Genomic DNA, 14,393 nt, shown 5'->3' on the forward strand with positions numbered 1-14,393 from the left:
TAGTAAACCTAATGATTTAATGAGCTTTATGGTTCCTAATAACTTATAATTATTAAAGATATTATTTCACATACGCTATATAACCATTAGGATCTGGTGTCTACGACGTGGGGGTTCAAGTCCCTTCAGGCGCATAAACAAAGAGGCAGTAACCTTTCGGTTACTGCCTCACAGTGTGTCGATAAACATATCGACACACTGTGAGACTTTCGAAAAGTCAGGGATATTTTGCCGATTTAAGCCTGTCGGCGTACAAAGGTACGATAGGGCTTGAAGCGGCAAAAAGCGACAAACAGCAGGTGATATTCGATGTATCACCTGCTGTTAAATTATTTTTTGCTTTATTTGCGTTTTTTGAAATATAATTTATTTCCGTCGCGGTATCACGGCTTTCTCGACAGTCTGAGAGGCAGTAACCTTTCGGTTACTGCCTCTTGCGTTTTCAAAACATAAACACCGTTATTCCTCGTCAGATTCCGACGAGGATTGTTTTTTCTTCAGCAGAATTCTGAGCCATGTATCCACCGCACTCACTATCCGCTTGTCAATGTCTTTTTCATACGCTTCGTCAAAAAACTCATCGGCATTTTTCAATGTGTTTTTATGATATGCGTTCTCAAATTCATACATGGTGGTTATATGTTTTTCCCACTCATTTCCGAGCATAACGGAAAGCTTTATTACATCAGCGGTCTCCACCGCATCAAAGCACTCGCCCGCCGCGGCAAAAAGATATTTATCAAAACTTTTGTAGCTGTCAGGCTCGAATATATCCGGGTATGCCTCGTACAAATCCGCTACGGCATTGAGAGCATCACATTCTTCGTCGTAAATAATTTCAGCAACGCACTTGTGATTTTCCTCATTGTTGCACCAACGCTTCAGAGGATCCTTGAATGAAACCGTGCCTTTGATGAGACCGTCGGTCAGCCTTGCGAATTCCGCACGGCTTTGTTCAATACGTCCCGATATATCCGCCGCACGCTTCATGCCGTCAAAACGTGCATGATGCATGCGTTGCTTGAATTTTTCTATACTGCGTCTGAGAAAGCCCGAATCGATTATATCGAGATTATCAACATACATGCGGAAAATGCCTTCCTTACGTGTGCCCCATATCCTGTCGAAAAGCTCATCATCCATACTCTCAAAGATATAGCTTTCGCCTATGTCACCCTGGCGCCCCGCTCTGCCGCGTATCTGCTGTTCTATACGCATGTCCTCATATGGCTCCGATCCTATGACACAAAGACCGCCTGCAGCTATAACCTTTTCACGTTCAATCGCCGCCAGTGCACGGTTTTTTGCAAGAGCTGCGGTATATATACCGTAAAGCTCAGTTGATCTCGTTTCCTCGTCGGGCAGAGTATAAAGTATTTCGTCTATGGAAGAAATATCCACTCCCTGCTCCACCAGTTCAAACAGCGTCGCGCGCTCAGCATCACCGCCAAGCTTTATATCAACCCCGCGGTTGGCAATCTGAGTAGCAATAAGTACACTGCCAAGCATGCCGGCATTTGCCAGAAGCTCGGGCGACTGCTCGGAATTTACCGCATTAAGTACATTGTGCGGTATTCCGCGCTCTTTAAGCAGCTGCGAAAAATGCGCCGATTCGCGAAGATTCTTCACAATGAGAAGAACGGGCTGACCGTTTGCATTCTTTTCCTCAACCATATCCGCAACAGCGGTGTCCTTCAACTGCTTTGAAGTGTACAGCGTGACAGTACGGTCGATCCTTTGTATAGGATGCACCGGTGGAACAGCCACAACGTCAAGACCGTATATGCTCTTGAATTCTTTCTTGAAACTGCTGGCAGTAGCTGAAGTACCGCAAAGTGTTCCGAAGCGCTTGAGCAGTCCGTAGAGATATACGATATCATTCAGAGAATTATGCTCATAAAGCTCCATTTCATATCTGCGTGACGGAAGAGAGTTAAAGCGTGCGGTAAAATAGCCCCACTCTCCGCTCATGGCTCTTACCGAGCCGTTGCTCTCATTTTCCGAATAAATAACACCGTCCCGCACAAAGAAATCTTCTCCCTGCACATATCTGCTGCAATACACTGCTCTGCGTATAAGAGTTTCCATTCTCATGAAGTCCTCGGTCTTGGTTATGTCATCACGGCTTATACCGCAATATGCCTCTATAAGACCGCATATTTTTTCTTCATTGAACTCAACAATATCCGAGCGCACCGTAACACAGCTTGGATCGTCCTTTATTTTGTCCGCAATATTAAATGCCGTTCTGCATTTTTTCAGATATCCGTCCGTAACCGAGGAAGCATTTTTCAGCATTATGGGCAGGGCGGCGGATTCTATAAGGAAATAGTCCGCTTCATCAATGACAGCACTGCATCGGGACAAATCCATACGTTTGTCTGCACTTGCCTTTTGCTTAAAAAGGAAGTTGACGCCAAAGGTTTCCAGGTCGGAATAAATAATATTTTCCCCGCCGTTTTTGCCGTCATAATACTTCGAGTTCAACTTCACAAGAAGCTCTGTTTTAAGCCCCAGTAAGCAGTAAAGCCCGCGCATCCATTTGTAATTTCTTTTATTGAGATATTTTGACTCGTCAAGGACATACACCTTGTCGCTATAAAGGCTGTTCACATATGCCGCAAGCGCAATAGTGTATGTCTTACCCTCACCGTTAAGTATTTCGGCGATTTTGCCGTCAAGCATAGCCGCGGCTCCTACATATTGCACGTAATGGTGCTTGTATCCCAGCGTTCTCATTCCGGCTTCGCTGACAAGTGCAAATGCCTCGGGCGCAAGCTTCAGCTTATTTTCACCTTTTTGGGCACGCTCCCGCAGCTTTTGTGTGCGCAGAGCAAAATCCGCCTCACTAAAACCCGAAAAATCAAACTTTGCGGCATCATTGGCAATACGGTTGTACTTCATCATGGTGATAAAGTCGTTTTTCTTTTCTGCGGAGTAGTGCTGATAATAGCTTTTGTTTGCAATAACACCGCCTGCAGAAATATTTGTCTGGCCTCTTTCGATACATATATCGCCTATGGAAAGCACCGCCTCCGCCTTATCGCGCACATCTGACGGAAACTCTTCGTTTTCCGCACAGAATGTTATCAGGTCGCGGTATTTCTCCATAAATACGATTACATCCTCGTTTCGCCCTTCAATAAGAAGACGGTTTACAATCATCTCCGCATCATCCATTGCAAGGGAGTTAAACTCACCCATACCACAGCTCACAAATTCGCTGAATTTTTCAATTGATTCGTCAAGCTGACCGTTTGCGGCAAGTACATAAGAATATATTCCCAGATGCTCCTTTTTCACATTTTCACCAGCCTCACGAGACAGTGAATTATCCTGAATTGCCTCATCAAGAAGCTCATCTGCCGCCATGATTACTGAACCCGCATCCGCATCGCTGTCGTTTGAATTGACAATTATTTTCACATATAGTAAAAGTATCTGGTGCATGTAATAACTTTTCCATTCAAGCGTCATTAGCTTTTCCAGCACCGTACGGCAGATATGGTATGCACCCATATTACAGCAGGACTGATAGATAAGTTTTGCAACAGTAAGCATGGGAGCAGCAAATTCCTCCGACTCAAGGTATTCGCTGTGTTTGCTTAAATGGTCGACAAGAGCATCAAAGTGGCGTCCCACCGCATCAATATCTCGTGTCAAAAAGCCGGTCACAATATCACTGTACAAAAAATCGAAAAGGCTTTTGCCGTCGTCCTCTTCATCTTCAAAGTCATCAATATCAAATTCTTCCATGCTGTCAAAAAGCTTCATTGCTTCGGGATCATCTGCTATATCGTCAAATGTATTATCCATCAACTTGTTCCAGTCAAAATCGGAAAAGTCACGGGAAGTATTCAGACTGTAAATAAAAGGAAGCGAGGCGCTCATGCGTAAAAGCGGAAGAACATAACACTTTATCCATACAGCGACATTTGTTGTAAATTCATCGCGCGGAGAAGGATTTTCACCAACGCCGGCACGAAAACTGCTGTACCACGTTTTAAAACGCTCATCCGCGTTTTTGCACTTTTCCATATCGTGACGGTCGGTGACAAGCTCCGTTCTCAAAAGTCTGAATATATCTGCAGCCTCATCAAGCTGCAACAATCTGGCAAAATGCTCAAACCTTGTATAAAACCGCAATCCCGTAACCGCATCGTTTGCTCCGGCAGTCATCATACTGTCGCACATACTGTCAAACAACACTTTCGGTACAGAATAATCCTCCCCCAACAGCTTGGGTATGCATAACTGTGCAATTATGGGCTCAATATATACGGTACGGCTGTGTGAATTGTAGGTTATCCACCTGTGCGCTGTAAGTTCGGTTATTACACCGCGATAAATAATGCCACACTTTTCCATAAGTCCGTACAGCTTATCCTCATCCGCGACGGGATGTGCCATAAGAGCAATCAGAAGCAGTGTACGCCTTGCTTCATCACTGAAATCTTCAAGTGCAATAAGATCTGAAAGCTTTTTCAAGACGCGGTCATTAAGCGTTTTTTTGCTGTCGGTGCCAACTGAAAGATACTGTTTTATTTCCCTCGAATCGGCACGTATCTCCTTTGAAAGCACCGAGGCTGTTATCTCAACGGTCTTGGTATGCCCTCCCACATCCTCAAAAAAGCTTTCCAAAAAAGGAATAACAGCCTCGCGGTCAGCATGCTCATCACGGTCATAATAATGAAAAAACAGCTCTGAAAGATGCTTGTTTTGCATCCTGCCAACCTGGATAACAGGAAAATGGTCGGCATAGGCGTCCGCAGAATTCTGCGTAATGAAAACAACATGGCAGTTAAGACCCCTGAGAAGCCCCAATATGAATTCATCCGCCTCATCTTCTACATCCACATCCGAAGCTATAAGAATATGGCGTTTATCAAGCCTTGAAAGAAAATCAAATTTTGCACGTATGACACTGCGTTCATCCTGCTTTTCAAAAGCACCCTCGTTGATATTTGAAAAGTGCAAATCGTTCAGAAAGAAATTATACAGATTGTCGTGTATTCCCTGCACCTCAACAGCAGATGTATAGCTGTTGAGGCTTACGTATCGTCTTATAACGGTTCTTTTTCCGAATCCGAAAACACCGCTTACAAAAATAACATTGGAAGAAGAAAAGGCATCATTTACACGGTTTATAATATCATCACGGCTGCCGTCGACAAAATAACCGCTTGAGGCGGCAGTTGCTCCGTAAACGCGGGGAACAAGAACGTCATACGGCTTTTCGGGCATTCCGTCGGCACGGCACTTAAGCAGATGCTTCACCCTTTTTATCAAAGCATCAAGTCCGCCGGATTTGCCCAATTTCTGTATTCTTGCCACACAGTTCGAGTCTGAAACATGGTTAAGCTGCATTGCAAAACGCTCTGTGTAAGGCTCATCGGTTACTTTATAGACAATAATGTTAAGACGGCCGTCATTTTCCATTCGACGCGCCTCGATCAATTCATTTATAACATAAGATTTGGTGTCCATTGAGGCTTCGCTTACAATCACCACGAAAACCTGACTTCGGCGGATATTATCGATACATTCCTTTGAAAAATCCGACACACAGTGCTCATCCGAGTCCCAATATGTAATATTCTCCTGCTGTAATTTTGATGCTATGACATTTTTAACATCACGGTCCGCTCCGGACCAACTGATAAATACGCTCATACACTGCGCCTTTCTTTGGGTTTATATGTGAACTAATGCTTCTTTGTTTCCGAAATATCCTTGATAAATGAGTTTATAACGTTGCCCAGTATACCCTCTCCGTTTTCGTCCGTCTTGTAGATATATGCACAGTGGCTCGAATGCATAAGCTTAAGCTTGACATTATCCTTATGCCCGAAGTGCTCCAGGGTTTTGATCATAAGCATAGTCTGTTCATAACGTCCGAACATATCATTGTCCGAAACTATAAAAAGCATGGGTGGATACTTTTCTTCGGTTCCCACAAAGAACATAGGAGCAGTTTCGTCCACAATAACTCTTCTGCTGTCCTTTCCCATTTCCTTGAGTACATTGAAATGAGAAGTGGGCTGACCCGCATCGTGAATATATGCGTCTATATCGGTAGGCTTCACGCCCACCTTTTCAAAATATCTGCCGTCAAAACAAAGCATCATGGATATGTATCCGCCCGCACTGCTTCCTCCGACAAAAATGCGGTTCAGCTTGCCGTAAGCACCTATGTTATCCTTAAGCCATCTTACAGAGCATGCCGCATCTTCAATGAAATCGGGGAATTTTGCCGTAGGGTACATTCTGTATTCAACCGATGCCGTTGCAATACTGTTTTTTGCCAGAGTTTTTGCAAAAACCTCTGTGTTTTTTTTGTTGCCTCCGCTGAGGCCTCCGCCGTGGAAGTACACAAACAAATCAAAATCTGCACTTTCGGGAAGATGCAGGTCCAGGCAAAGACCATCCTTGTAGACTATATCATATTTACTTATCATATCAAATCTCCTACATGCATCATAAAACAAAAAATAATTAAATATACTTTCTAATGAAAAACTAAAGGAAGGTGTTATTTATGAAGAAACACATAGCTTTATGGCAATTCGCCGGCTTTGCCGTAACTTCTTTTTTGGGGAGCATTCTGCATTTTCTTTACGATTGGACCAACGAAAACACTTTAAGCGCTCTCATTTCGGCAGTCAACGAATCCACTTGGGAACACATGAAGATTTTATTCTTCCCCATGTTCATTTTTGCACTCATACAAAGACGATTCTTTAAGAAAGCAGAAAACTACTGGTGTATAAAGCTTATCGGCACCTCTATCGGACTTATTCTCATTCCCGTTCTGTTTTACACCTTAAACGGAATATTCGGTCCCACACCCGATTGGGTAAATATCACCATATTCTTTGTCAGTGCGGCAACGTCATATATTTTAGAAGCAATACTATTCAAAGCCGATAAGCCTCAATGTCCTTTCAACCGCACAGCATTTTTACTGTTGTGTTTGATAGGTGCTTTATTTATCATCTTCACCTTTTACCCGCCTCAAATCCTCCTGTTCAGAGACCCTTTGACAGGCACCTACGGAATAAACGGATAACAAAGCTTTATATTATCCTTTCAAAAGCCACCCGAGGAAGCGTCTTATTATTTATGAGAACGGTTCCGCAACGTGAAAAGCCGTTTTTTATGAGAAGCCTCTGCATTGAAATATTATCCTCATGGGTATCGCACCGCAGTGAATGTATTCCCCTTTCATTGCACATTCTTACGGCGTTCTCCACAATAAATCCGCCTATTCCACCGCCCTTGAGGCTTTCCTTCACGGCAATTCTGTGTATTGCCCCGTATTCATAATCCGTGAGCCACTTCCCTTCGGTCATGGCATCATAATTATCCTCGTGACCGAAGTGAACTGCTGCAAGCCCGATTATCTCTTTGTCCTGCTCGGCAACATACGCAATGCCGTTTTGTATATCCTTAGCATAGTCATCCGCCGAGGGATAACCATCCTGCCACTGGTCGATTCCGCTTCTTTTCATATATGCCCTTGCCGCCTCAACTATTTCCATTACTTCATCAAGGTCACAGGGGGTCATTGATCTGAAAATCCTCATAGCCGTCACCATTATTTTTTCAATTTTCTGAGTCTGTGCATAACATCACTTCCGCCACTGCCGAAATAATCATGCAGTTCAAGGTACTCTTTATAAAGCGCACGGTATTTGGGTGACATTTCGGGGTTGGGTTTATAATAATCCTCTCTGATACGTCCCATGGCCTGTGCCGCATCATCAAGAGTATCAAAAACTCCCGCCGCCTGCGCCGCATATATGGCGCTGCCCACCGCACCGCCCTGTGTGGTTTCGGAAAGATATACGGGAAGCTCCAGAACGTCCGAAAGCATCTGTACAAGCACAGGGTTCTTTGAAGCTATGCCGCCCGTAGCGTAAACGCTGTCCACGGCGATGCCGTGTTTTACAAAATTATCTATAATTATTTTGGTGCTGAAAGACGTAGCCTCCATAAAAGCACGGTACACCTCTTCAGGTGTTGTATTCAGATTTATGCCAAGTATCATACCGCTCAATTCAGAATCATTGAGTATTGAACGATTTCCGTTAAACCAGTCCAGCACCATAAGTCCGCTTTCGCCCGGAGCAAGCTTTGATGCCTTTTCGGTGAGAAGCTGATGAGGGCTCAAGCCTTTTTCACGCGCTTCTGCGGCATAATCTTCGGGGAACATATTCTTGACCACCCAAGCAAAGGAGTCGCCGTAGCAGGATTGACCTGCCTCGTACGCAATATATCCCGCCATTGTGCCGCCGTCCACATTGCCCAGTATTCCTTTGACGGAAAGCTCCTTTTGGTCCATTATTATGAACACACCCGACGTACCCAGGATAGCAAAAAGTCTGCCGGGACGGGTGATTTTAAGTGCAGGTGCCGCAGCATGGGCATCTATCATTGCACAGCACACCGCCGTGCCCTTTTCAAGTCCCGTCACGCGGGACATTTCTTCGGTTATTTCCCCTGCCTTTTGTCCTGCAAAAATAACAGGAGCATTAAGCTTTTGGGAAACGAGATTTTCAAAGCGTTTATCCAGTGCGGTGTTGAACTCTGCGGAGGGATAGCCCTCGGAGGTGTAAAAATACTTGAAACCGGCAATGCAGGCAGAGCGCTTTTGCTGTCCGCACAGTTTCCATATTATCCAGTCGCCCGCATCAATGAAGTAGTCGGCTTTTTCATATATTTCGGGGGCCTCGCGAAGAGTCTGCAATATCTTGGGATAGGCGAATTCGCAGGATATTTTGGAGCCATAGCTTTCAAACCACTTTTCTCCCCTCGCCTTTGCCACTTCATTTATAAAATCCGCTTCCTTTTGTGCCGCGTGGTGCTTCCACAGCTTGGCGTATGCGTTAGGCTGTGATGCATATTGAGGAAGCATACACAGCGGAGTCGCATCCTTCAATACGGGAAGTATGGTGCAGGCGGTGAAATCTACACCCACACCCTTTATAAGCGACGGTGATATGCCGCTTTCCTTTATGAGTGCAGGCAGAGTTTCGGTAATCACCATAAGATAGTCTTCCGGGTGCTGAAGCGCCCAGTCATCACCCAGCGGCGTGCCGTCGGGGAGAGCTTTTTCCATAACACCGTGAGGATATACAAGTTCTTTTGACATTATTTCATTTCCGTTCTCGCAATCAACAATGGAAACACGTCCTGACAGTGTACCATAATCTATACCTACTGTGTAGTTTTTCATATTTAAAGCCTTTCAAGTGTAATATGATTATTATAACGTTATTATAATGCTTTTATAAAGCATTGTCAATATTTTAGTGTTATTTTAAAAAAGCAAATACCGAGGCTTATGCCTAGTGTTCTTGAGGACATTAACCATAAAGACGGAAAATCTAAAAAGATTTTCCGTCTTTATTTATCCTTTAGTTTTAATTTAACAACTTGTAGAGCATACGCGGTCTGCCTCCGGTTCCGTAGTTCATATCCGCAATAACCATTCCCGTTTCCGAAAGGTGTGTCATATATCTTCTTACAGTAACGCCGGTAAGTCCGACTTTTTCTGCGATTTCATCGCCGGTGAGCCATTTGTTTTTGTTTTCTTTCAAATGTTCAATAATGGTTTGCAAAGTCTTTTCCTGTACGCCTTTCGGATAAAGTTCGTTTGCCCTCTTCCTTGATTTATCTATCAAAAAGTCAATATTTTTCTGATTAACCTTATCCAAATCTTTCAATGCTTCAACCTGAGCAATAAATTTATCAAGTGCCACCTTAAATCTTTCAAATGTAAACGGCTTTACCAAATAATCAACTACACCAAGATGCAGTCCCTCTTTTAATTGCTCTCTTTCATTAGCTGCAGTTACCATTATAACATCAACGGAAATCTGTTTTTTTCTTATCTGTCTGAGTGTTTCAAAGCCATCCATATAAGGCATAAATACATCAAGGATGATTAAATCAACCTCGTTTTCATCAAGGTATTCCAGGGCACTTTTTCCGTCATTACATTTATGTGCAACCACAAAGTCTTTATGCCGGCTTACAAATTGCTCATTTATCATAGCGACCATAGGATCGTCTTCTACGATTAAAACTTTATACATAATACACCTCCAAAAAGTTATTTTGAAAAGCTGACGGTAAATGATGTACCCATATTTTCCTGTGATTCAACCGTTATTTTACCACCTACAGCTTCAACCATTTCCTTTACCTGACATAGTCCGGTGCCACGACCTTCGCCTTTGGTTGAGAAACCGTTATCAAATATATGTTCAACATTGTCTTTACCGATTCCAACACCTGTATCGTCAACAGTTATAAGGAGTGCATCTTCACGGGAATAGATGCCAAAATGCAGTTGTTTTTGTCTGTCTATATCCTTTATATTCATTGCATCAAACGCATTATCTATAAGGTTGCCGATAACCGTAACCATAAGCTCGGGGGGAAGATATAAATCTGTTTTTGAATAGTGGCTTTCTTCACTCAGTATAAACTTTATATTAAGTTCCGAAGCTCTTGCACTTTTACCTATTAAAAGTGCCGCTATACTTGGTTCATCAACTACTGACATAATTTTACTGATGGTTTCTCTCTGCACAATAGAAATATTTTCAATATACGATACCGCTTCGTTATACATTTCCATTTGTATCAGTCCCATTATAACATGAAGCTTGTTTGTGAAATCGTGATTGTTAGCCCGCATTGAATCCACAAGATACCTTGTTCCTGCAAGATCTTCCATCAGCTTTGTGTATTCTTCACGGTTGTGAAGAATTGCAACTGCTCCGATAATGTCATTTTTTTCCCTGATAGGTATGCAGTCAATCAAAACATTGCTGTTATCAATGCTTTGCTCTTGAATGTTAAATTCTTTTTCGCCTGTTCTGATGACATTTTGTATGAAACCGTCATTACAGCAATCGGTAAATGGTGCATTTATAAGCTCTTTTGATTTTTCCTTGCCAAGCATTTTTGCCGCAGAGCGATTTGCAAACTGCACAACTCCGTTTTTATCTACGGCAAGTACACCCTCGTTTAATGATTCCAAAATATTATCACGAACTTGAAACATTGCCGAGAAAACATTTGGTTCATATCCATGCAAGCTCTTTTTAATAGAGCTTGAAAGCTCTGCAGAAATAATCAGTTCTATTAAAATTGCGGCAATAGTAATGAGCGCAAAGATAAAAAGTATCTGCAAGGTTTCCGCCTTGATATTTTCAAGAAGCATAATCGTCATAACGAATCCGGTGTAGTTTCCGTTTTTATCATAAACTGCCGCATACGCACGGCGCTGTGAACCGGAAGGCCCCGTTTCATTTGCTGTGTAGTATTCCTTTGATACCTTTTCAAATTCAGGTATAGTTCCGTCATACTCTGTACCAATCAAATCGTGATTGGAATGATACAGACGAACATTATCACGACTTACAAAGGATATAAAGTCAATATTGTCAAGGGTTGTTTTGAGAGAGTCAAGATACTCATTTAACAGCTCAGTTGTTTTTTCATCATCGGGATTTTCAATTTTGTCATCCACAAGTGGAGAATTTGCCACAGCCTCGGCAATGTTCTGCAGGTTCTGATCTCGTTTATCTATTTCAAAATGAATATTTATCAAGGTTCCCGAAATGCCCAAAAACAAAGCAAGGGTTATGATGAGTATAAGTTGCGTGGTGAATATTTTTCTGTGTATGTTTTTTATTGAAATCTGCTTTTGCGGATTTTTCAATTTCTTCTTTATCTTCATAATAAAGGACTTCCTTTTTGATTTTCTTACTTAAAATTATAGCATATAATGGATGAAATTTCAATTTATTATCTTATTTTATGACTTTTGTAAGTAAAATAAATTTTCTGAAACGACAAATTATGTTTATATTTTACATAAAATTGTCAGCGTTTCAATGTTGTGATAGGCTTTAATACGAAATTAAAAACAAAGGAGTTTTGTGTTATGAGTTCTATTTTTGAAACAATTATGTTGGTGTGCTTTGGGTTGTCGTGGCCTATCAATGTTATTAAGGCTTACAAAGCACGGACGGCGAAAGCAACAAGTCTGCCGTTTATTCTTTTAATCTTTACCGGGTACATAGCAGGAATAGGTGCAAAAATTATTTCGGGGCAGATGAACTATGTGTTTATCGTTTATCTGCTTAACCTTGCAATCGTTCTCCTAAACATTGTGGTATATTTCAGAAATGTTGCTTTAGACAATAAATCAAGATAAGGGGTGCAAAAGATGAGAGAACAAGAAATTAAAAATTATAAGGTATTAAACAAACTTGCAGAGCAAAATGGCATTGTTATCTTTGGTGGAAAAGAAGATGTTTCTATTCCGCTATGTGAATTAAGACAGGCTTTTGGTATCAAAGAAAACTGCTATAATCGTAGCTTTGAAAATCTTACAATCAGCGAGGCTTTTGACATTTATGCAGATTGTGTTGCAGACCTTTCTCCCGAAACAATACTTTTGCATATTGAAGATGTAGAATGCTTCAAATTTTCGGCAGATAAATTTACTGATGATTACCGCAAACTGATTTCACAAATTAAAAAACATAATAAAAAGTACAGAATTGGCATTGTGTCTGCAAAAAACTACGATAACAACAATGATATTACAGAATTAAACAAGCAGTTAAAATATATAGCCGATTCTGAAAAGTGTGAATTTTGCGATATTTCTGAAAAAAGAGTGTGGAACCCGCAACAAACAAAAGAGTTTGTTTCGTTTGTATATAACATTGGATTTATGCATCCATTAAAAACTAAAAGACCGCTTAATGATTTGGTTAGGTTATTGTTTTGTGTAAATGACTATAATTATACAATATAAAAACGTCCGGTAATTTAACGAGCAGGAAAGATGCGTACCATATTCCACGATTTTAGGATAATCCTAATACCTTATACAATAAACCCCGAAACAGAATTTTGTTTCGGGGTTTAAACTGTCCCTAAGAACACACCTAATATGCCTCGGTATTTGTTTTAAACAATATATTATTTTCCGAATATGCCGATATATCCCTGAATGAACAGGAAGATAACCAGCAAGGGAAGAATGTAAGTAACATAGAATCGAATCTGTTTGGGGAACTTAAGACCCTTTCCGGTGTTAACCTCCGCAATAAAGTTATCCCAGCCCCAGCCGTAGCGTGTAACGCAGAACAGAAGATAAACGAGCGAGCCCAGAGGAAGAAGGTTATTGCTTACAATAAAGTCCTCAAGGTCCATAATGTTAGTGCCTTCGCCCAAAGGAGCGAAACCGCTGAGAATATTGAAGCCCAGGACACAGGGTAACGAAAGTACAATTATCAGCACGATATTTACAATTACCGCTTTCTTACGTGACCAGCCCCAGTCCATTGCAAAGGATATAATGTTTTCAAACACCGCAATTACAGTGGACAGTGCCGCAAAAGACATGAATACGAAGAACAGTGCGCCCCATATTCTTCCGCCTGCCATGGAATTGAAGATGTTGGGGAGTGTAATGAAAACAAGGTTTGGTCCGCTTTCGGGATTAACACCGAAAGCAAAGCATGCGGGGAATATAATAAATCCGGACATAAGCGCAACACCGGTATCCAGTCCGAGTATGCTGAGGGACTCACCCATGAGAGAGCGGTCCTTGCCGATATAGCTTCCGAATATTGCCATGGATCCGATACCGATACTGAGGGTGAAGAATGCCTGACCCATTGCCGCGGAAATGACTTCAAAAGCACCCGCTTCGAACATCTTTCCGAAATCGGGCATAAGGTAGAACTTAAGTCCCTCTGCCGCACCGTCAAGCGTTACCGCGCGAATAACCAGCAAACCCATAATTGCAAGCAGACACAGCATCATAATCTTTGTTATTTTTTCAACACCGTTTTTAAGACCGAGCGAACAAACACCGAAGCTTATCAGAATGACCAATATTGTCCAGAATATCATCTCACCGGGGTTTTGCGTCATATTGCCGAATATTTCACCGACTGCCTGAGGGTCGGCGCCAACAAAATCACCCTTTGCCATTTTGACAAAATAGTTAAGCATCCAGCCTGCGATAACAGTATAGAACATCATCAAAAGATAGTTGCCCGCAACCGCCAAAGCGCTGTACCAATGCCACTTTGTGCCCTTAGGCTCCAGCTCGCGGAAGGACTGAGCTACACTCTTACGGCTGGCTCTTCCGACGGAAAATTCCATTGCCATAACAGGCAAACCGAAAATCACAAGGAAGAACAGATACACCAGAACGAATGCCGCGCCGCCGTATTTACCGGTAATGTAAGGGAATCTCCATACATTGCCAAGTCCAATGGCACAGCCTGCGGAAATAAGAATAAATCCAAGTCTTGACGAAAATTTTTCTCTTTCTTTCATTGTTTTTTCCT

The 14,393-nt window shown here is 42.2% G+C and carries 10 protein-coding genes; 3 read left to right on the forward strand and 7 right to left on the reverse strand.

All coding sequences use genetic code 11. From position 1 onward, the window contains the following. Nucleotides 1–459: 459 nt before the first annotated feature. Both E7588_03130 and E7588_03135 read right to left on the reverse strand, forming a co-directional pair. The gene (locus E7588_03130; GenBank protein ID MBE6688255.1) at nt 460–5,673 is read right to left on the reverse strand and encodes a TIR domain-containing protein; all 5,214 of its coding nucleotides are present in this window, start codon (nt 5,671–5,673) and stop codon (nt 460–462) included. Between the two features lie 32 nt (nt 5,674–5,705). Next, a complete protein-coding gene (locus E7588_03135) occupies nt 5,706–6,458 on the reverse strand; it encodes an alpha/beta hydrolase (protein MBE6688256.1) in 753 nt (250 codons plus the stop codon). 80 nt (nt 6,459–6,538) lie between these two features. On the opposite strand from E7588_03135, the gene E7588_03140 reads away from it, so the two are divergent. Beyond that, a complete protein-coding gene (locus E7588_03140) occupies nt 6,539–7,069 on the forward strand; it encodes a hypothetical protein (GenBank protein ID MBE6688257.1) in 531 nt (176 codons plus the stop codon). Nucleotides 7,070–7,076: 7 nt separating this feature from the next. Here E7588_03140 and E7588_03145 read toward each other — a convergent pair whose 3' ends face one another. The 4 genes from E7588_03145 to E7588_03160 form a co-directional block, all read right to left on the reverse strand. Beyond that, nucleotides 7,077–7,598, reverse strand: coding sequence for a GNAT family N-acetyltransferase (locus E7588_03145; protein ID MBE6688258.1), 522 nt, complete (start codon nt 7,596–7,598; stop codon nt 7,077–7,079). Further along, complete coding sequence (locus E7588_03150) at nt 7,598–9,238, reverse strand: ribulokinase (GenBank protein MBE6688259.1); 1,641 nt, start codon at nt 9,236–9,238, stop codon at nt 7,598–7,600. The genes E7588_03145 and E7588_03150 overlap by 1 nt, the downstream gene beginning before the upstream one ends. 187 nt (nt 9,239–9,425) lie before the next feature. Further along, nucleotides 9,426–10,100 carry a response regulator gene (locus E7588_03155; protein ID MBE6688260.1) on the reverse strand — a complete coding sequence of 225 codons (675 nt, stop codon included), beginning with the start codon at nt 10,098–10,100 and terminating at the stop codon, nt 9,426–9,428. Between the two features lie 17 nt (nt 10,101–10,117). Continuing rightward, nucleotides 10,118–11,755, reverse strand: a complete 1,638-nt coding sequence (locus E7588_03160) for a PAS domain-containing protein (protein ID MBE6688261.1) — start codon at nt 11,753–11,755, stop codon at nt 10,118–10,120. A gap of 207 nt (nt 11,756–11,962) precedes the next feature. Between E7588_03160 and E7588_03165 the strand changes: the two genes are divergently transcribed. Both E7588_03165 and E7588_03170 read left to right on the forward strand, forming a co-directional pair. Continuing rightward, a complete protein-coding gene (locus E7588_03165; GenBank protein ID MBE6688262.1) occupies nt 11,963–12,235 on the forward strand; it encodes a hypothetical protein in 273 nt (90 codons plus the stop codon). A gap of 12 nt (nt 12,236–12,247) precedes the next feature. After that, nucleotides 12,248–12,844 carry a hypothetical protein gene (locus E7588_03170; GenBank protein MBE6688263.1) on the forward strand — a complete coding sequence of 199 codons (597 nt, stop codon included), beginning with the start codon at nt 12,248–12,250 and terminating at the stop codon, nt 12,842–12,844. 167 nt (nt 12,845–13,011) lie between these two features. Here the strand turns inward: E7588_03170 and E7588_03175 are convergent, their stop codons facing one another. Beyond that, a complete protein-coding gene (locus E7588_03175; GenBank protein ID MBE6688264.1) occupies nt 13,012–14,382 on the reverse strand; it encodes a sodium-dependent transporter in 1,371 nt (456 codons plus the stop codon). Nucleotides 14,383–14,393 lie beyond the last annotated feature (11 nt).

Source organism: Oscillospiraceae bacterium (assembly GCA_015065085.1).
Classification (GTDB): domain Bacteria; phylum Bacillota; class Clostridia; order Oscillospirales; family SIG627; genus SIG627.

Bases quoted from the DNA above. Each gene is read 5' to 3' on its own strand.
- E7588_03130 (MBE6688255.1), bottom strand. From the start codon at position 5,673: ATGAGCGTATTTATCAGTTGGTCCGGAGCGGACCGTGATGTTAAAAAT.
- E7588_03135 (MBE6688256.1), bottom strand. From the start codon at position 6,458: ATGATAAGTAAATATGATATAGTCTACAAGGATGGTCTTTGCCTGGAC.
- E7588_03140 (MBE6688257.1), top strand. From the start codon at position 6,539: ATGAAGAAACACATAGCTTTATGGCAATTCGCCGGCTTTGCCGTAACT.
- E7588_03145 (MBE6688258.1), bottom strand. From the start codon at position 7,598: ATGGTGACGGCTATGAGGATTTTCAGATCAATGACCCCCTGTGACCTT.
- E7588_03150 (MBE6688259.1), bottom strand. From the start codon at position 9,238: ATGAAAAACTACACAGTAGGTATAGATTATGGTACACTGTCAGGACGT.
- E7588_03155 (MBE6688260.1), bottom strand. From the start codon at position 10,100: ATGTATAAAGTTTTAATCGTAGAAGACGATCCTATGGTCGCTATGATA.
- E7588_03160 (MBE6688261.1), bottom strand. From the start codon at position 11,755: ATGAAGATAAAGAAGAAATTGAAAAATCCGCAAAAGCAGATTTCAATA.
- E7588_03165 (MBE6688262.1), top strand. From the start codon at position 11,963: ATGAGTTCTATTTTTGAAACAATTATGTTGGTGTGCTTTGGGTTGTCG.
- E7588_03170 (MBE6688263.1), top strand. From the start codon at position 12,248: ATGAGAGAACAAGAAATTAAAAATTATAAGGTATTAAACAAACTTGCA.
- E7588_03175 (MBE6688264.1), bottom strand. From the start codon at position 14,382: ATGAAAGAAAGAGAAAAATTTTCGTCAAGACTTGGATTTATTCTTATT.